The organism is Streptomyces sp. NPDC054770 (assembly GCF_053611985.1).
In genome coordinates, this window is sequence record NZ_JBSHBL010000088.1 from 1 (window position 1) to 19,007 (window position 19,007).

Consider the following 19,007-nt stretch of genomic DNA (forward strand, 5'->3'; position numbering starts at 1 on the left):
CTCTACGGCCGCCGGACCGGACCCGGTGCTTCGTCGTGGGGTAATCGGCAGTCGGGCGGGAAATGGCAGGAGACGGTGTGGCCGGCGGCCGGTCCGGCCGGCCGCCCGCGGGGTGTCTCCTCCGCGCAGCGCCGCCGTTGCGCGGCGGAGAGCAGGGCCTGCACGGGACAGCGGGCCCGGAACCCGCACCCGGCGGCGCCGGGCGGGCCCGGCCCGGGATCACCGGGCAGCACGATCCGGCGCCGGGCGCGCTCGGCGACCGGGTCCGGCAGCGGGACGGCCGAGAGCAGGGCCCGGGTGTAGGGGTGGCGCGGCCGGCCGTACACCTCGGCCACGCCGCCCGTCTCCACCGTCCGGCCCGCGTACATCACCGACACCCGGTCGGCGAGCTGCCGGACCACCGCGAGGTCGTGCGAGACCAGCAGATACGCCGGGCCCTGCTGCCGCTTCAGCCGCAGCAGCAGGTCCAGGATCCCGGCCTGCACCGACACGTCCAGCGCGGACACCGGCTCGTCGAGCAGCAGCAGTGCGGGGCCGACCGCCAGGGCCCGGGCGATGGCGATGCGCTGCCGCTGGCCCCCGGAGAACTGGTGCGGGTAGCCGTCCGCGTCCGCGGGGCGCAGCCCCACCTGGGACAGCAGCCGCGGCACCCGCGCCGCCACGACGGCCGCCGGCACCCGCGCGGCGTGCAGCGGCTCGGCCACGATGTCGCCCACCGGCATCCGCGGATCGAGGCTCGACATCGGATCCTGCGGCACCAGCTGCACGGCCGTGCGCAGCTCACGTGCCGCGCGGCGGGACAGCAGCGCGGTGTCCTGCCCCAGCACCTCCACCCGCCCGGCCTGCGGCGCCGCCAGCGAGGCGATCTCCCGCAGCGTCGTACTCTTCCCGGCCCCGGACTCCCCGACGAGCGCCAGCGTCTGCCCGCGCCGCACCTCCAGATCCACCTGCTCGACGGCACGCACCACGGGACCCCGTCGCCGCGGTCCCGCCGCCGGGTACGACCGGCCGAGCCCGGAGACCCGCAGCACGACGTCGGCGGCCGGGCCGCCCGGGGTGCGGTCCCGGTCCGGGGGCAGCGCCGGCGGCCCGAACAGCTCGGCCGCGGTCCAGTGCCGGACCTCCGGGATCCGCCGGCAGGCCGCCTCGTGGGCGTCGGGTGCCGAGGCGTCGGCGCGGGAGGGGCTGTCCACCCCGGTGAGCGGGGGCTCGGCCGCCTGGCACTCCGGCTCCGCCAGCGGGCAGCGCGGGGCGAAGGCGCAGCCCGGGCCCGCGGTGCCCGGGGCGGGGGCGGTGCCCGGGACCGGTACCGGCGGGACCCGGGCGTCCAGGCGTGGCACGGAGCCGACGAGCCCGAGGGTGTACGGCATCCGGGGACGGCACAGCACCGCCTCCGCCGGGCCCGTCTCCACCACCCGCCCCGCGTACAGCACGGCGACCCGGTCCGCGGCGCCCGCGACCACCCCGAGGTCGTGGGTGACGAGGAGCAGCGCCGCCCCCGTCTCCCGCCGGGCGGCCCCGAGCGCCTCAAGGACCTGGGCCTGCACAGTAACGTCCAGCGCGCTGGTCGGCTCGTCCGCGACCAGGACCGCGGGCCGGTTCGCCACCGCCATCGCGATCATGGCCCGCTGGAGCATCCCGCCGGACAGCTGGTGGGGCAGGGCGCGGGCGGCGCGGGACGGCTGCGGCACCCCCACGAAGTCCAGCAGCTCCACGGCCCGCCGCAGGGCCGTCTCGCGGCGCGGGCGCGGGCGTTCGTGGATGCGCAGCGCCTCCGCGAGCTGGTCGCCGACGCGCAGTACGGGAGTGAAGGCGTGCAGCGGGTCCTGGAAGACCATGGCGATCCGGCGGCCCCGGAGGCCGGCCAGCTCCCGCTCCGGCCGCCCCAGCACCTCCTCGCCCAGCAGCCGTACCGAACCGCCCACCTGGGCGCCGGGCGGTGCCAGGCCGAGCAGCGACAGCGCGGTCAGCGACTTGCCCGCGCCCGACTCGCCCACCAGGCCCAGGACTTCACCGGGGCGCAGCACGAGGTCCACGCCGCGCACCACGGGGACGGCCGGCCGCCGTCGCCCGCCCCCGAAGGCGACCGTCAGACCGCGCACCTCCAGGACCGGGCCCGCCGGTCCGCGCGCCGCCGGACCCGCGCCCATCAGGCGAGCCCCGACACGGCACCGCGGGGCGGGCCGGCCTGCCGCAGCGTCGTGGGGTCCAGGGCGTCGCGCAGGGCGTTGCCGAGGAGGCTGACCGCCAGCACGAACGCGGTCAGCAGACCCGCCGGGAAGAAGAACATCCACGGATACACCAGGGCCACGTCGGACGCGTCCGCGATCAGCGTGCCCAGGGAGACGTCCGGCGGCTGGACGCCGAAGCCGAAGTAGGAAAGACCGGCCTCGCTGACCACCGCCCCGGCCACCGTGACCGTCGCGTCGGTGATCAGGAACGAGGCCAGGTGCGGCAGCACGTGCCGCCAGATGATCCGCACCGGCCCCACCCCCATCAGCTGCGCCATCACCACGAACTGACGCTCCTTCAGCGAGCGGGTCATGCCGCGCACCGCCCGCGCGGTGACCATCCAGCCCAGCAGGGCGAGCAGCCCGGCCAGCGCCAGCCAGCCCCACCGCCGCAGCCGCGGGGCGAGCACCACGAGCACCAGGAAGCCGGGGAGCACCAGCAGCAGGTCCGCCACGAACATCAGCGAACGGTCCGTCCAGCCGCCGAAGTACCCGGCGCAGGCCCCCACCGCCGCCGCAAGAAAGGTGGCGACCGCGGCCACCAGCAATCCGATCAGCAGCGACTTCCGCAGCCCGTGCGCGACCTGGGCGAACACGTCCTGCCCGATCCGGTTGGTGCCCATCCAGTGCCGGGCGTCCGGCGGCTGCCGCAGCGCCGTGTAGTCGACGTCCGTGTAGGACCACCGGCACACGTACGGCCCCGCGACCGCGAGCACCACCAGGGCCAGCAGCAGCGCGAGCCCGTACAGCGCCCCCGGGTGCCCGGCCAGCCGCCGCAGCACCGCCCGCCCGCGCCGCCCCGCTCTCACGGCTGCCGCACCCGGGGATCGAGCAGCGCGTGCAGGACGTCCGCGACCAGCCCCGCCAGCAGGACGACGGCCGCGGCGAAGCCGTCGACCGCCACGACCGAGTTCACGTCCCCTTTCTCCACCGAGTCGATCAGCCAGCTGCCCATGCCGGGCCAGCCGAAGACCCGCTCGGTGAACACCGCCCCGGTGACCAGGGTGAGGACGCCGAAGGAGAAGAAGACCGTCATCGGCACCAGCGAGATCCGCAGCCCGTGCCGCAGCAGCGCGCGGCCCGGGGTCAGCCCCTTGGCACGGGCGGTGCGCAGATGGTCCGCGCCGAGCACGTCCAGGGTGGCGGCCCGCTGGTAGCGGCTGTACAGGGCGATCGCCGCGAGCGCCACGCAGAGCGCCGGGAGCACCAGATGGGCCGCCGTGTCCCGCAGGTGGACGCTCCAGTCGCCCTGCAGCCCGGGGGTGTGCTCGCCGGTGTACTTGACGACGTTGCCGCCCGCGGCCCGGTTGACCGCGAGCGCCCCGGTCTTCAGGAGCAGCGCCAGCACGAAGGTGGGCACGCACAGCACCGCGAAGGAGAACCCGGCCAGCGCCCGGTCGCCGAGCCCGCCGCGCCGGACCGCCGCCCACATCCCGGCCAGCGTGCCGACCGCCGTACCGGCCAGCGTGCCCACCAGCAGCAGCCGTACCGACACACCGATCCGGCGGCCGAACTCGGCGCTCACGGACTGGTCGTCGATGGTGCGGCCCAGGTCGCCGTGGACGGCGCGGTCCGCCCAGTGCGCGAAGCGCTCCGGCAGCGGGGCCCGGTCGTCCATGCCGAGCCGGGCCAGCTCGCGGTCGACGACCCGGGCCGGCGGCGGGGGCGTGCGGTCCTCGAAATACGCGCGTGGATCGAGCGCGGTCGAGGCGAGTGCGTAGGACAGGACCAGGGAGACGAGGAACAGGACCATGCAGCGGACCAGGCGCCTGGCGATCAGGAAGACCATGGAACTCCTGACGGGGCACGGACGGTGACGGCCCGGGCGGAGCGCGGGCGTCCGCCCGGGGAGGGAGTCTGCCTTCTCTTCATTTGAGGGAAACATCGTGATGTTAAGCTCCGGCGCCACAATTCGCAGGAAAGTCAAGGCAGTTGGCGGTTCCGCGACGCCGGAGAGGCTGGCAGGTGGAGCGATTACGGGGATGGCCCGGGTGGCTGGCCGTCTGGGCGCTCATCGTCCTCACGGCCACCGGATGCACCGCGTCCGACGGGCACGACGATTCCCGGCGCCAGGCACTGCCGACGTACGGCACCTACGACATCAACGCCCTGCCGTCCGGGGACCTCCGCTCCGGAGGGACCCTGACCCTGCCGATCACGCAGATGATCACCCAGTTCAACTTCAACCACGTCGACGGCGCCCTGGACGACGTGTGGACGATCGACACGATGACGGAGCCGCGGCTCTTCACCCGGGACGCCCAGGGCGTCCCCCGCATCGTCCGGGACTACCTGGTCTCCGCCACCGTCTCCACCGCCGGCTCGCGCCAGGTCGTCACCTACCGGCTGAACCCGAAGGCCCGCTGGTCCGACGGCCGGGCCCTGAGCTGGCGGGACTTCGCCGCCCAGTGGCACGCGGTGGGCGGCGGCGACGACCGGTACCTGGTCGCCGACCCGAGCGGCTACGACCGTATCGCCGACGTCCGCCAGGGCGCCGACGCCCATCAGATCGAGGTCACCTTCAAGAAGCCGTACGCCGACTGGCGCCGGCTCTTCACCCCGCTCTTCCCGGCCGTCGCCTACGACAGCCCGCGCCACTTCGACTCCGACTGGCAGGGGCGGCTCCCGGTCACCGCGGGCCCCTTCGAGCTCGCCTCCGTCGACCGTACGGCGCAGACCCTCACCCTCGTCCGCGACAACGCGTGGTGGGGCACCCGGCCCCGGCTCGACCGGATCGTCTTCCGCGTCCTGGACCCCGACGCCGCCCTCCAGGCCTTCCTCAACGGCGAGGTCGACGTCGTCAACGCGGCCACCAGCGAGGCCTACGCCCAGCTGGCGAAGGCGCCGGACACCGCCGTCCGGATCGGCTCCGCCTGGGACGAGGTGCACATCACGCTGAACGGCGCGAGCGGGCCGCTGGCCGACCGGGCGGTGCGAAGCGCCCTCCAGCAGGCCGTGGACCGCCCGGCGCTGGCCGAGGTCGCGGCCGCGGGCCTGCCGGTGAAGGTGCCGCTGCTCGGCAACCACTTCTACATGACCAACCAGCCCGGCTACGCCGACGACTCCGGCGCCTACGGCCGCTTCGACCTCAAGGCCGCCGAGCGCGCCCTCGACCGCGCGGGCTGGCACAGCCGGGGCGCCGGGCAGCCGCGGGTCAGGAACGGCCGCAGTCTCACCCTCCGCCTGGTGCTGAGCGAGGGCACCAACCGGCTCGGCGAGGACCTGGCCCAGCTCGTCCAGCAGATGCTCGCCCGGGCCGGCGTCCGCGTCGACATCGAGAAGGTGCCCGCCTCCGCCTACGGCCCGCAGTACCTGGACAAGGGCAACTTCGACCTCGCGATCTTCCGCTTCACCGGTCTGACGTACCCGAGCTCCGCCTACGCCATCTACCGGCGCCCGGCCGGCGGCCAGGTCTTCGAGAACTACGGCCGGGTCGGCTCGGCGAAGGTGGACCAACTCCTGGACGAGGCCGCGGGCACCCTCGACACCCGGACCGCCCAGCGCCTCTACAACGAGGCGGACACCGAGATCTGGCGCCTCGGCCACGACATCGAGCTCTACCAGCGCCCCCAGATCCTCGCCGTCCGCAAGGGCCTGGCCAACTACGGCGTCCCGGGCCTCGGCGACATCGACTTCACGAAGGTCGGCTGGCAGAAGTAAGCGTGGGGTGGCCGGGGGCGGGAGCGGGGGCCCGGAGCGCCTGCGCGGGAGGGGAGAGCCGACGGGGGGTGTGTGAGGCCGGGGACAGGGGTTGTCGCGAGGGGGCATCCAGGGGCGGCTATCGCTTTCTTTGGGGGTGGTGGCGGGTTGCAGGACCTGCGCGGGTGAGTGGGGGCTGATCGCGCAGTTCCCCGCGGCCCTGACGGAGCGCTGTCCGGCCGTGGCTCTCATCCAGCCGCGGGCAGTCGTGCCGCTGTGGCGGCACGGGTGGGCGCGGGCGGCACCCTGCCGGCGCCGGTAAGCGTCCCCCCAGCCCCCACCTTCGGCGCCCACCGGCGGAAGCGCGCGCACGGCGGCCCCGTGCGGAGCTGTCCGCACGGGGCCGTTTCGGTCGGGACGGTGGTGCCGGTCAGGCATGCGGTGTGCTCAGGGCTCTCTCGGCCGCCTGCTGGCGGACCATGTCGAAGCCGAGGGCGGCCGAGGCCAGGGTCACGTGGTGGTGCCAGCCGCGGAAGGAGCGGCCCTCGAAGTCGCCGAGGCCGAACTCCTCGTGCATCCGGCCCAGCGCCTCCCCGGCGAACCTGCGCAGCCGGGCCAGCAGCACCAGCTCCGCCAGCCGGCGGACCGGCAGGTTGGTCAGCCAGTAGGCCCGCGGCTGCGGCCGGCCGTAGGGCCAGTCCGCGAGGAGCATCCGCGGCCGCGGCGCCGTGGCCGGGCAGCCCTCGGGCGAGCGCTCGGCCCGCAGCAGCACCGGAACGGTCAGGAACTCCGAGTGCCACATGCGTTCGGTCACCGGGTCGTGCCAGGTCACCGACGTCCGCTCGGTGTGCCGGACGGCGTGCGCGGCGAGTTCGGCCAGGGTGCCGCCGGCGCCCCGGGCGGCGGCCCGGCCGCGGGGGAGGAGTACCGGCGTGTGCGGCGATGCCTGGACCACATAGCCGAGCCCGCGGGCCTCCAGGCCCCGTAACAGGGGGTCCGGGTCCCCGTCGCCGCGCCAGTCGGCCAGCACCGGCAGCGGTTCCAGGGACCACTCGTCGAGCATCTCGTCGAGTGCTTCCAGTACGTAGCTCCACCGCGGACGGCAGCGCTCCTGGTCCGGTAAGTGCGCCTGGCCGCGCAGGCCCTCGTCGCGGTCCCAGCGGGTCGGCAGCACCAGCCGCCAGTTCACCGGGACCCCGCCGGCGTGCCCCACCAGCGAGGTCGCCAGCGCCAGCTGGCAGTTGACGGTGCGTTCCTGGGAGGCCGCGTACTGGCGGGCCACGCCGACCGAGCGGTCGCCGTTCTTGGCGAAGACGACCTCGTCGACCGACCAGGCCTCGGCCCGGAAGGCCCGGACCATCTGTCCGGCCAGCCGGCCGCGCACCGGCGCGGACGCCCAGGGGCTCTGGTTCACGAACTGCTGGATCTGCTGCACCGCCCGCCGCCCCAGCACCTGTTCGGTGATCCGGGCGGGCGTCTTGCGGCCGGGCACGGCCAGCAGGCCGCGCAGGTACACCTCGCCCCAGCGCCGCTGGTCGGCCCGGGTGAACTGGCCGAACAGCTCGCCGCAGTAGGCAGGCAGGTCGTGGGCACCGGGCGGGGCACCCGGCGTACGGACGGACGGTAACGGGAGGGTGATGGTCGCGAGATCACTCATGGTTGCAGTCGTCACCACCATCCAACAGGAAGGCGTCCGTGGCGAGCAGCGCGTCCGCGACCTCCGGCAGGGCACAGCCCACGATCACGAAGTCGACGTCGAGCCCCGCCTTGGTGCGCTGGAACAGCAGCTCGTTGATGGCCGAGCGGCACATCTCGCTGGTCTCGCACAGGTGGAACTCCACCCGCGCCGGAGCGGCCGCCATGACCTCGGCCAGGATCCTGCGGAACTTGCCCAGTTCGGCGGCGTCGATCACACCGCGGCAACTGATGTGGGCGGTGCCGCCGTCGAACTCGCTGCGCATCCGCAGCCGCATCTGCGCGGGCTCCAGCTCCACCCGCACCCGCACCGGTTCGGTGCCCTGGGGCAGCCGTACGGTCAGGTCCTTGGCGTCGAAGTTCTGGTACGGCTGCCCGTCCACCCACACCCGGGTCAGCTCCGCGGAACCGGCCGGCAGCAGGTCCGGCGCCACCCGCAGCAGCCGCTCCGGGAGGTCGTCCGGGCACGGCCGGAAGTGCAGGGTCACCGGGTCGTTGCCGAGCAGCAGGCCGGTGTAGGTCGCCGACAGGTAGCACAGCTCCAGCGCGTGGTAACCCGCCATCGCGTGGCTGCCCTTGAGCCGCTCGGTGCCCAGCAGGTACGGGATGCCGTTGGCCAGGACGTTGAAGTAGACGCCGCCGTCCTCGTAGTCGAGGAAGTACGCGTTGTAGAACGACGCCGCCTCCCGGGCCAGCCGCAGGTGCTCGGGGTCGTCGGTGGTGCCGGCCAGGATGAGGTAGGCGAGGATCGCCTGCTCCTGCTGCCACCAGGCCTTGCGGTCGTGCCAGACCATGCGGTGGATGCCGCTGTCCGGGTCGGGCTGCCGCTCCACCACGTCGTACCAGCCGCTGCGCAGCCCGTCGCTGCCCACCGAGGGCATCAGCTCGGCGATCCGCTCCGCCGTGGTGCCGTACTCGGGCTTGTCGTGCAGGGCCTTGATGCGGGTCAGGTTCCAGGTGATCTTGAGGTTGTGGCCGACCACCGCGCGGTCCTGCTGCCAGCCCCAGGTGCGGTCCGGGCTCCAGTCGGCGTGGAACCGTTCCTGCACGAACGGGGAGTTGGGCTCGTCCGGGAACCGCTTGACGATCGTGTCCGCGGTCTCCTCCAGGAAGGCCGCGAAGTCCGAACGGCCGGTCGCCAGATAGGCGTTGATCAGGTACGCCGGGGCGTGGTCGCCGACGGAGTTCCAGTTCTTGCGGGACCGGTTGCGGCCCAGCGAGTCGGCGCCCGGGTCGAGGGCGATCGGGTCCAGGTGCGAGAAGAACCCGCCCTCGACCGGGTCGCGGAAGTACTTCTGGAACAGGGCGACCGTGCGGTCGATGTCGTTCAGGATCTTCGGGTCGCCGGTGATCCGGAAGGTCTGGGTGGGGCCGGCCAGCGCGTAGATCTGCTCGTACATCGGGATCGCGTCGTAGTCGTCCCCGAACTCCGAGGCGAAGACCGGCCGGTGGCCGTTCGGCGTGATGTCGATGCCGTGGTACCAGTAGGTGATCCCGTCCGCCTGGTCGTCCACCCGCATGTGCTCGCGCAGGTACTCGGTGCCGGACTGGGCCGCCTCCAGGAAGCGGTCCTCGCCGGTCAGCAGGTAGGCGGTGGCCAGCCCGTACACCAGCCGGGAGATGGTGTCGGTCTCCTGGCGCACGTCCTTGCCGTGGAACTCCGGTAAGTGGGTGCCGCTCAGGGTGAGGTGGGTGCGGAAGTTCCGCCAGTCGTACACCCCGTCCGGGAACTGCCCGCGCAGGTAGAAGTCGGCGATCGCGGCGGCCTGCTGCACCCACCAGTTCGGGTGCTCGAAGACGTACTGGCCGCGGCTCTCCTCCGGGAAGGTGATCTCCTTGGCGTCGAAGCGGGCGCCGCCCTCCCACTCGTAGAGGATCCCGTACGCGAACAGGAACCGGCCCTCGGCCAGCATGTCGACGGTGTCGGCCGTGGTGTCGTGGTAGGAGTCGCCGAGGTTGCGGACGATGCGGGAGACGGCGTTGTGGGTCAGGTGGACCGTGAACTCACGCCCGTCCGGGCTGCGCAGACCGAACATGCGCCTGGTGGGGCTGTAGTGGGTCACGTATCCCGCCAGGGTGTCGGAGGTGATACGTCGTCGGGAGAGTGCGCTCATCGTCGCGTGCCCTTCTCGTCGGGCAGGGCCGCCAGCAGCACGACGCTGCGGCCCTGGGCGTGATAGGTGGGACCGTCGACCGGCTCCTCCGCTCCGGGCGGGAGGATCTCGTAGGGGGCCGGCCGGGCCGTGTCCAGGACGCGGTGCCAGCGGTGGCCGGCGAGGACGGGCAGCTCGAAGTCGAGGCCCAGGTGGTACATGTTCAGGACCAGGTGCAGGTCCGGGTCACCGTCGAAACCGCCGTACGTGCAGGCCAGTACATGGGCGTCGGCGTTCTCCCAGCCCGGCTGGTGCAGTCGCGTGCCGTGCCAGGTGATGTCCGGCAGGAAGCGGGGGTTGAGCCGCTCCGAGAAGAACTGCGGCTCCCGGAAGGTGCGGTAGCGCTTGCGCAGCCCGATGACACCCCGGGTGAAATCGAGCGTCTCCCGCTCCGTGCCGGCCTGGTCCCAGTCCAGCCAGGAGAGCGGGCCGTCCTGGCAGTAGCCGTTGTTGTTGCCGGCCTGGCTGTTGCGGAACTCGTCACCGGCCAGCAGCATCGGCACGCCGCGGCTGAGCATCAGGATCGACAGCAGGTTCTTGACCTGCCGCACCCGCCGCGCCTCGACCTCGGGATCGTCCGTGGGCCCCTCGAAGCCGCAGTTCCAGCTGTAGTTCTCGTTCGCCCCGTCGGCGTTCGCCTCACCGTTGGCGTGGTTGTGCTTGGTGTCGTAGCTGACCAGGTCGTTGAGGGTGAAGCCGTCGTGGCAGGTCACGAAGTTGATGCTGTTGGTGGGCAGTTCCTCCTGCGGGGCGAACAGGTCGGCCGAGCCGCCGAGCCGGGAGGCGACCTCACCGGAGATGCCCGCGTCACCGCGCACGAACCGCCGTACGTCGTCCCGGAACGGGCCGTTCCACTGCGCCCAGCGCTTTCCGGGGAACCGGCCCACCTGGTAGAGCCCGCCGCCGTCCCACGGCTCCGCGATGATCTTCGTCTCGGCCAGGATCTGCGACAGCTCGATCGCCCACAGCGCGGGCGGCACCGCCATCTCGTAGCCCATCGGACCGCGGGACAGCTCCGAGGCGAGGTCGAAGCGGAAGCCGTCGACGTGGTGCTCGGAGACCCAGTACTCCAGCGACTCCAGGATGAACTTGGTGACGATGGGGTGGTTGGCGTTGACCGCGTTGCCGCACCCGGTGAAGTCCATGTAGTGGGAGCGGTCCTGCGGCCACAGGTGGTAGTAGGCCTCGTTCGCGGCGCCCCGGAAACTGATCGTCGGCCCGAACTCGTTGCCCTCGCTGGTGTGGTTGAAGACCACGTCGAGGATGACCTCGATGCCGGCCTTGTGGAACGCCTTCACCATGTCGCGGAACTCGGTGATGTGGGTGGCCAGATGGGGGCTCGCGCAGTAGCCGGTGTGCGGGGCGAAGAACCCGTACGGGTCGTAGCCCCAGTAGTTGCGCAGCGGGGTCCCGTCCGGTCCGGTACGCAGCACCTGGGTCTCGTCGAAGTCGAAGACCGGCAGCAACTCCACCGCGGTGACGCCGAGTTCCTTCAGGTGCGGGATCTTGTCGATGACGGCCGAGAAGGTCCCCGGGTGGTCCGCACCGGAGGTCGGCGAGGCGGTGAAGCCGCGGACGTGCATCTCGTAGACGACGGTGTCGGCCATCGGGGTGCGCAGCGGGGTGTCGCCCTCCCAGTCGTAGTCGTCCAGGTCGACCACCAGGCTGCGCATGGAGTGCTCGACGTTGTCCCCGGGGCCGATCGCGCGGGTCCGCTCCCAGCGGCTGTTGACGTTGGCGCGGGCGTAGGGGTCGAGCAGCACCTTGCGCTGGTCGAAGCGGCTGCCTCCGGAGACCGGGTCGCGCGGCCCCTCCATGCGGTAGGCGTAGACCTGGCCGGCGCCGAGGCCCTGCACATGGCAGTGCCAGAAGTGGAAGCTGCGGTGCCGCTCGGGGTGCAGCCGGATGGTCCGGTAGGGCTGCGGGCTGTCGCAGTGCTCGAACAGCAGCAGGTCGACACGGGTGGCGTGCTCGGAGAAGACCGAGAAGTTGACCCCGTCGGCGTCGACGGTGCTGCCCAGCGGCTGCGGGTGGCCCGGGGTGACGCCGGGCTGGGGGACGTCGGAGGCGTCGGCCCCGGTGTCGTGGTCGGCGGGCAGGGGCATGTACGTGTTCGTGGCATCCGTCGTCGTGGCGTCGGCCGGTGTGGCATCGGCCGGTGCGGTGGCGGTCGTCGTGGTGACGGCCGGCTGGTCCTGGGCCTCGGTCGAGACGCTCATACGAACACCGCCCTCGTCCCGGCCGGGGCGTCGGCGCGCAGCCCGGCGAAGAGCTCGTCCCAGGGCACGGGGCCGGAGGCCGGACCGGACTCGCTGCGCATCTCGAACGTCACGCCGCGCGCCGCGGGCGAGTCGATCGCCCGCACGCAGGCCTCGGCGACGTGCGCGCGGGCCACGTATCCGTCGCCCACGTCGCCCTGCTCCAGGTGCAGCACGCCGTGTCCGGGCTCGTCGGTCAGCCAGCCCGGCCGGATCACCGTGTAGGGCAGGCCGGAGGAGCGGACCGCGTCCTCGCCGGCCAGCCGCCAGTCCAGCATCCGGCCGTAGGCGTTCATGGGGTGGTCGCGGCGGGTGACGTGCCGCTGGCTGACCAGCACGAAGTGCCGGTCGGTCAAGGTGTCGCCCAGGACGTCCAGGACGTGCCGGACACCGCCGTGCAGGGTCGACTCCGGGCTGTCCGGGCCGGCGGCGTCGGTGCCCGGCTCCACGGCGTAGACGACGGCGCCGCACCCGTGCAGGGGAATGCGGAGCGTGGCCGGGTCGCGTACGTCGGCCGTGAAGTACTGCGCCTGCGCGGGCATGTGCCGCCGGGCGCGCTGGGTGCTGCGGCCGATGACCCGGACGGTCTCGCCCCGGGCCAGCAACTGCCGGGTGACGAGCCGGCCGACGCGGCCGGTCCCTCCTATGACTGCGATCGGGCTGTCCATCGTGTCCATCGAGAAAACTCCCCAGGGCGGTAGCCGAGCCGGACGTATGGGGTGCGGGAAGGAGCGTGGGCGGATGCGCAGGTGCCTAGGTGTGTGCCGGGTCCGGTCAGATCCAGCGCAGGATGTCGTCGGAGCTGGTCAGATGGGTGCCGGTGGGCAGACCGGTGACGGCTGGCACCCGCAGCCGCGGATAGACGCTCACCCCCGAGAGCCGGGTGCCGGGACGCAGGTCGGCGGCCTCCCCGATCGCGGAGTGGACGAGCCGGACGGGGTTGTCGCGCGCGGAGTGCACCTGCGCCATGGGCCCCACGTACGAGTCGGTGATCCGGGCGTACGGTCCGACGACGGCGCCGTCGCCGATCGCCGTCCGGCTGAGCCGGGCCCCCTCGTCGATGTCGACGTCGTCACCGACGTCCGTGTACCGCAGCTTCACCCCGGGGCCGATCTCGGCGTTGCGCCCGATGCGCACGGCGGGTCCCACCACCACGCTGCCCTCGGCGATCTTCTGGGCGAGGGTGGTGCCGGTCGCGCTGTCCTTGGTGCGCAGGCTCGACTCGTGGATCCAGTACGGCGGGTCGGTGCTCACCGGCGCGCCCATGGCCCGGCTCATCCAGCGGTAGTGGCCGCGCAGCACGTCGCCGAGGGTGGTCAGGTAGTCCGGGATGCTGCCGAGGTCGCCGAGCCGGTCGATGGGCGCGGCCGCGACCGGCAGCCCCCGCCGGACCAGCCAGGGCAGCAGGTCGCCGCCCCAGTCGAGGCGCTGCTGGGCGAGCCGGATCATCTCGGGGGTGCGGGCCGCCAGCCGCAGGCGGCCGCAGTCGACCAGGTACATGCCCGCGTTGGTCGGCAGGGTGAAGCCGGTGCCCGGCAACGATGTCTCGGGGAAGAGACGGTGGACGTGGTCGAGGTCGGGTTTCTCCAGGAAGCCCGAGACGGTGCCGTCCGCGGCCGTCCGCATCACCCCGTACTTGCCGGCGATCTCCTCGGCCGTACGGCCGACCGACGCGACGGTCACCACGGCGTCGGCGGCGTGGTGCGCGTCGGTCAGCCGGGGGAGCGAGAACTCGAAGACGGAGTCGACCGGCAGCACCAGGGCGCGGCCGGTGAGGTCCCACCGTTCGAGGTTGTGCAGGGTGGCGGCGCCCGAGCCGACGTTGTAGCGGTCCAGCCGGGCCCGGGAGTAGTGGATCTCGACGCCGAACCGCTCGCCGGTGCCGAGCACGAGCTTGATCTGGCTGTGGTTCTCGGCGCCCTGGGCGACCACGTAGAAGCGGCGGATGCCCTGGTCCCGGCAGTTCTCGACGAGCCATTCGATGACCGGCCGGCCGGCGAACGGGATCAGCGCCTTGCTGCGGATGTAGTCCGAGGAGGCGAGGGTGAGCGGCTTGGCACGTTCGCCCCGGCCTCCGGCCAGGATTATCCCTAACGTCTCGTCCCCCATGACTGCGCTGCCTCCTCGGCCGACGAATCAACGCCATTCAGTCAACTGAGGCTGTCATTGGGAGTCAAGTAAAATGTAAAGAAAATGGGCGGGGAAGAGCCGTGCCGGACCCTGACGGACCTTTGGATCATGGCTCTGAGCTGGGAATGTATGAGTCGGGTATCGATTGACTCACGGAGTCAATGGGCTAGTCATCCCGACAGTCATGTCACTCGCGTGGGCGGGTCACTTCAGCTCGTCGGGGCAGGGTGTGCCCCGCGGCAGCTGGTACGGCGCGGCCAGCCGGTACGTCCCGGCCCGCGGGGCCAGCAGCATCGTCCACTGGTCCCCCTTGGCGTCCTCCGGCGTCTCCGCCAGGCAGCCGTTGACGTTGGTGTACGTCTTCGGACTGCCGTCGGACCGGTGCTTGGAGGCCTCGGTCTCCTGCGGCGGCTTCAGGCTCTTGCCGTCCGCGTCGACGATGCTCAGCCAGGGCGAGTACGGGATCCGGATCAGGATGCGGCCGGCCTTGCGGACCTCGATGGTCAGCTCGCCCTGCTCGGCGCTGTCCACCACCGCGTTGGGCTCCGCAAGGGGCACCGGATCGGTCACCCGGAACAGCTGCCAGTTGGCGTCGCCCCAGATCTGCTTCAGGTACGGCATCCCGCGCTGCACCAGCGCCCGCTCCCGCTCCCCGCCGTCGCCGTCGGGCTCGTCCTTCGGCAGCACCACGAAGTGCACGGCCCAGCGCTGGAGCCACTCGTGGTAGTTCGCGGAGTTCAGGGTGTCGTCGTAGAAGAGCGGGTTGCGCTCCATGTCGGCCTGGCGGTTCCAGCCGCGGGCCAGGTTGACGTACGGCGCGAGCGCGGAGGCCTCGCGGTGCGAGCGGGCCGGGACCACCTCGACGCGGCCCTTCTCGGCGCCGACCTGCTGGAGCTGGTGGACGAGCGGGGCGAGCTCACGGGCCCAGGACGCGGCCGGGGTCGTGTGGAGGATGTCGTCGACCGACTTGAAGCCGATCCAGCCGACGAAACCGAGGAAGGCGAGGACCGTGACGTAGTACTTGCGCGAGCGCGGGACCGTGTACGGCAGGGCCGCGATCAGCGTCGCGCCGGCGAACAGCATCGGCAGCCGCGAGATGTTGGAGCCGATCTGCGAGCTGACCAGCCACACCAGCACCACGCTGAGGCTGTACACGGCGGCCGTCAGCCGGACCGTCTTCCACTCCTTGGGGACCAGGAAGAGGCAGAGCAGCCCGTACGCCAGCGGCATGATCACCGAGCCGAAGCCCATCGGCTGGGTGCCGGAGAACGGGAACAGCCAGGCGGAGACCGCCACCACGGCCGCGGGCGCCAGGCCGAGCGCCCAGGCGCCCGGCCGCCGCTTCTGGAGGAACAGCGCGACCGCGACGAAGCCGACGAAGAGCCCGGCCACCGGGGACGACATCGTGGCGAGGGCCGCGAACGGGGACGCGACCAGTGCCTTCGCCCACCGTTTGTGGCGCCAGCGGTACGGCCAGCAGAACACCGCCCCGACCGAGGCCAGCGCGAACACCGTGCCGAGACCGAAGGTGACCCGCCCGGAGATGGCGTTGCACAGCAGCGCGAAGACCCCGGCGAGCGCGGCCCACAGGGGGTTCTTCACCGCGCGGCTGCGGATCAGGAGCAGGGTCAGCAGACCGGCCGAGACCGTGCCGGCGATCATCATCGTGGTGCGGACGCCGAGCACCGACATCAGATACGGCGACACCATGCTGTACGACACCGGGTGCATCCCGCCGTACCAGGCGAGGTTGTACGCCGAGTCCGGGTGCCGGCCGACGAACTCGGCCCAGGCGTCCTGCGCCGCGAGATCGCCGCCGCTGTTCGCGAACGTGAAGAACCAGAGGATGTGCAGGAGGCCGGCCAGGGCCGTGACCGACAGCACCGGGTGACGCAGCAGCCGCAGCCGCAGCGGCTCGGCGGCCCGCCGCAGCCGGTCGCCGACCTTGCGCTCGGTACCGTCGCCGCCCTTACGCTCCGTGCGGTCGGCCTCTGCCGGCGGCAGGGCTATTCGCGGCCCGGATACCGGGCCCGGATCGGCGTTGTCGGCGCGTGTCGGCTCCGCTGTGGCCACCTGAAGGCACTCCCCGTGTCCCGTCTTCTGTTCTCGGCCGTGTTCCACGGTGTTACCGGCCGCTTCTCGTCCAGTTCGCGGTCGTGTCCCGGCGACCGGCGACCTGCCCCGATTCGCGACGCTAGCACGCACCCCGCCGCGGGGCCCTGGGGTGGGCCGCCATCGGCGGGGTGCAGTGACGGAATGCCGGTTATGGGTCAGCCGATGCGGGTCAGCTTGGCCGCGAACCCGGGCTCGGCGAGGTCCTTCTCCAGGGCGACCGGAATCTGGACGGCGGAACCGGAACCGTCACCCACGGTGAGGGTGCCGACCTTGGTGCCGGCCTTCGCGGTGTGCGGCACGTCGTCCGCCTGGAACGACAGCTTCACCCTCAGCTTCGACCAGCCGACGGCCGTGACGTCCTTCGTCGCCACCACCGGGGTGCGGCCGCCGAGCCCGTCGTCCACGTACCCGACGACTTCGCCCTTCTTGTAGATCGTCGCCGACTTCAGCGCGCCCTGGGCGGCCCGGATCAGCGCGTCGCCGGCGTTGAGGGCGGCCTTGAGGATGCTGTTGCCGTTGCTGGCGTCGGCCGGCTGCCGGATCACCGCGCCGATGATCGTGCGGGTCTCGCCGTTCACGTCCTTCTTCGCGGCGAAGACCAGGTTGCCGAGGGCGGAGGTGGTGGTGCCGGTCTTGATGCCGACGACGTTGTTCTGGCCGACCAGCTGGTTCCAGTTGCCGTGGTTGACGCCCTTGTAGTCGTCGTACGACATCATCGCGGCGACCTCGCGGAAGGCCGGCTCGCTCGCCATGGCGGCCTTCGCCAGCTTCACCTGGTCCACGGCGGTGGACACCGTGGAGTTCGTGAGCCCCGACGGGTCCGTGTACGTCGTGTTGGTCATGCCGAGCTTCTTCGCGGTGGCGTTCATCTTCGCCACGAACGACTTCTCGGAACCCGCGTCCCAGCGCGCCAGCAGCCGCGCCACGTTGTTGGCGGAGGCGATCAGGATGCTCTCCAGCGCCTCGCGCTGGGTGATCGAGTCGCCGGCCGTCACGTCGACGGTCGACTCCTGGCCGGCGTTCGCCTGGTCCTGGGCCGCCTGGTCGATCTTGATCTTCGGGCCGGCGGCGCCGCTCTTCAGGGGGTGGTCGCGCAGGATGATGTACGCGGTCATCACCTTGGCGACGCTCGCGATCGGCACCGGCTTCTGGTCGCCGGAGGAGCCGAACGTGCCGATGCCCTGGACGTCGAGGGCCGCCTGGCCGTCGGCCGGCCAGGGGATGTCCACCGCGCTGCCGTCGAAGGTGTACGTGTCCTTCGCGGAGAGGGAGAGGGTGGGCTGGGGGAGCGGACGCAGGGTCTGTATGACCGCAAAGATGATCAGGACGAGGATGACCAGGGGCGTCCAGATCTTGACCCGGCGGAAGAGGGTCCGGACCGGGGTCTCCGGCGGCGGGGGCGTGTTGGTCAGCTCGGCGAGCAGGTCCAGCGGGGGCTTCGGGGGGAGCGGCTGCTGGGTGGTGCGCTCGGGGCCGATCTGGGGCAGGACGGTGGTGCGGGTGGTGGAGGCGGCCTCGGGCTTGGGGCCCTTCCCTATGTCCGACTTGAGAGCGACGAACCTGCTGGTGCGCTCGGCGTCGGCCTCGGGGGTCTTGGGCTTCGGCTGCGACTCGGGCTGCGGCTTGGGCTGCGGCTTGGGCTGCGGCTTGGGCTTGGTGTCGCCGCCCAGCTTGAGCATGGTGGTGGGCTGGTCGACCTGCGGGGGGCGGGGGGCCTTGAGCATGGTCGTGGGCTGATCGACGGCAGCCGCGGGCTCGGCCTCGGCTTCGCCTTCGGCACCACCCGATTTCCCACCCGCACCACCCGTGCGGCCATCGTCGTCGGCCGCGGGTGGCCCCTGCGGTCCCTCCCCGCCGTCGGCGTCCGCGGGTCCGCCCGCCGCCTTCGGTTCGTCCTCGGGCGCTGCGTCTTCGGGTTCGGCAGTCGCCTTCGGCTTGTCCTCGGGCGCTGCGTCTTCGGGTTCGGCAGTCGCCTTCGGCTTGTCCTCGGGTGAGGCGTCTTCGGGTTCGGCCGTCGCCTTCGGCTTGTCCTCGGGTGAGGCGTCCTCGGGTTCGGCTGTGTTGGCCTCGGGTTCGGGCTTGGTGTCCTCGGGTTCGGTGGCGGGTGCCGACTCGGCCTGGGGGGTGGTGTCTTGGGGGTCGGCGGTCGCCTCGGGCTGCTCGGCGGGCTTGGCGTCCTCGGGCTCGGTTGTCGCCTTCGGTTCGTCTTCCGGCGCTGCGTCCTCGGGTTCGGGCTTGGAGTCCTCGGGCTCGGCGGAGGGCGCCGACTCGCCCTGGGGCGTGGCGTCTTGGGGTTCGGCGGGCTCGTCCGCCGGCTCCGGGTCGTCCTCGGGGTCCGGGATGGTCGTTGCCTCAGGCGCCGTAGCGGTCCTGGGGGCGTCCTCCGGGGGTTCCGGGGTCTCCTGCCGCTCCTCGGGCGTCTCAGGGCCCTCCTCGGGCTCCGTAGCCGCCTCGGGGGCCTCCGGGGCGGCGTCCTGCTCGGCGTCGCCCGTGCGTACCCACGCCGCCACCGCGTCGCGGAGCTTCGCGTCGTCCTTGTCGGTCCCGTCGGCCGGCGCCGTCTTCCGGTCCCGTACCGAGAAGATCCGGGTCGCGGTGTCCACGCCGCCGGCGGTCTCCTTCTCGGCGGCCACCGCCACTCGCGGGTCGCGTGCTTCGGGAACCGTTCCCTCGTTCCCCGACGTCGGTTCTTCCGACGACTCGCGCTGCTTCGACCTGTCGGGGGACTCGCCCGCCACCGATGCCTCCTCCACGCTTCGCACGTTTCCGTGCGCTGTCCGAACCAT

The 19,007-nt window shown here is 72.4% G+C and carries 11 protein-coding genes; 1 reads left to right on the plus strand and 10 read right to left on the minus strand.

The window, feature by feature from the left end; all coding sequences use genetic code 11:
- Positions 1-2 precede the first annotated feature (2 nt).
- From ACWGKQ_RS43835 to ACWGKQ_RS43845, 3 genes are read right to left on the minus strand one after another with little or no spacing between them, the layout of a single operon-like run.
- Positions 3-2,150, minus strand: coding sequence for a dipeptide ABC transporter ATP-binding protein (locus ACWGKQ_RS43835; protein ID WP_453297656.1), 2,148 nt, complete (start codon positions 2,148-2,150; stop codon positions 3-5).
- Entirely contained in the window at positions 2,150-3,040 is an 891-nt protein-coding gene (locus tag ACWGKQ_RS43840) for an ABC transporter permease (RefSeq protein ID WP_453297657.1), read from the minus strand. The genes ACWGKQ_RS43835 and ACWGKQ_RS43840 overlap by 1 nt, the downstream gene beginning before the upstream one ends.
- Positions 3,037-4,020, minus strand: a complete 984-nt coding sequence (locus ACWGKQ_RS43845) for an ABC transporter permease (RefSeq protein ID WP_453297658.1) — start codon at positions 4,018-4,020, stop codon at positions 3,037-3,039. Before ACWGKQ_RS43845 ends, ACWGKQ_RS43840 begins: the two co-directional genes overlap by 4 nt.
- Positions 4,021-4,196: 176 nt before the next feature.
- Here ACWGKQ_RS43845 and ACWGKQ_RS43850 point away from each other — a divergent pair, with 176 nt between their 5' ends.
- Entirely contained in the window at positions 4,197-5,891 is a 1,695-nt protein-coding gene (locus ACWGKQ_RS43850; RefSeq protein ID WP_453297659.1) for an ABC transporter family substrate-binding protein, read from the plus strand.
- A gap of 409 nt (positions 5,892-6,300) precedes the next feature.
- On the opposite strand, the gene ACWGKQ_RS43855 is transcribed toward ACWGKQ_RS43850, so the two are convergent.
- The 7 genes from ACWGKQ_RS43855 to ACWGKQ_RS43885 all read right to left on the minus strand — a co-directional run bounded on the left by ACWGKQ_RS43855 (position 6,301) and on the right by ACWGKQ_RS43885 (position 18,974).
- Positions 6,301-7,527, minus strand: coding sequence for an IS701 family transposase (locus tag ACWGKQ_RS43855; protein WP_453297660.1), 1,227 nt, complete (start codon positions 7,525-7,527; stop codon positions 6,301-6,303).
- The gene (locus ACWGKQ_RS43860) at positions 7,520-9,679 is read right to left on the minus strand and encodes an AGE family epimerase/isomerase (RefSeq protein ID WP_453297661.1); all 2,160 of its coding nucleotides are present in this window, start codon (positions 9,677-9,679) and stop codon (positions 7,520-7,522) included. The genes ACWGKQ_RS43855 and ACWGKQ_RS43860 overlap by 8 nt, the downstream gene beginning before the upstream one ends.
- Positions 9,676-11,937 carry a glycogen debranching protein GlgX gene (gene glgX, locus ACWGKQ_RS43865; protein ID WP_453297662.1) on the minus strand — a complete coding sequence of 754 codons (2,262 nt, stop codon included), beginning with the start codon at positions 11,935-11,937 and terminating at the stop codon, positions 9,676-9,678. Before glgX ends, ACWGKQ_RS43860 begins: the two co-directional genes overlap by 4 nt.
- Entirely contained in the window at positions 11,934-12,653 is a 720-nt protein-coding gene (locus ACWGKQ_RS43870; RefSeq protein WP_453297663.1) for an SDR family oxidoreductase, read from the minus strand. The genes glgX and ACWGKQ_RS43870 overlap by 4 nt, the downstream gene beginning before the upstream one ends.
- 97 nt (positions 12,654-12,750) lie before the next feature.
- Positions 12,751-14,085 carry a sugar phosphate nucleotidyltransferase gene (locus ACWGKQ_RS43875; protein WP_453297664.1) on the minus strand — a complete coding sequence of 445 codons (1,335 nt, stop codon included), beginning with the start codon at positions 14,083-14,085 and terminating at the stop codon, positions 12,751-12,753.
- A 225-nt stretch (positions 14,086-14,310) separates the two neighbouring features.
- On the minus strand, positions 14,311-16,179 hold the full coding sequence (locus ACWGKQ_RS43880) for an MFS transporter (protein ID WP_453297665.1): 1,869 nt from the start codon (positions 16,177-16,179) through the stop codon (positions 14,311-14,313).
- 197 nt (positions 16,180-16,376) lie between these two features.
- Entirely contained in the window at positions 16,377-18,974 is a 2,598-nt protein-coding gene (locus tag ACWGKQ_RS43885; RefSeq protein ID WP_453297666.1) for a serine hydrolase, read from the minus strand.
- Positions 18,975-19,007: the final 33 nt, after the last annotated feature.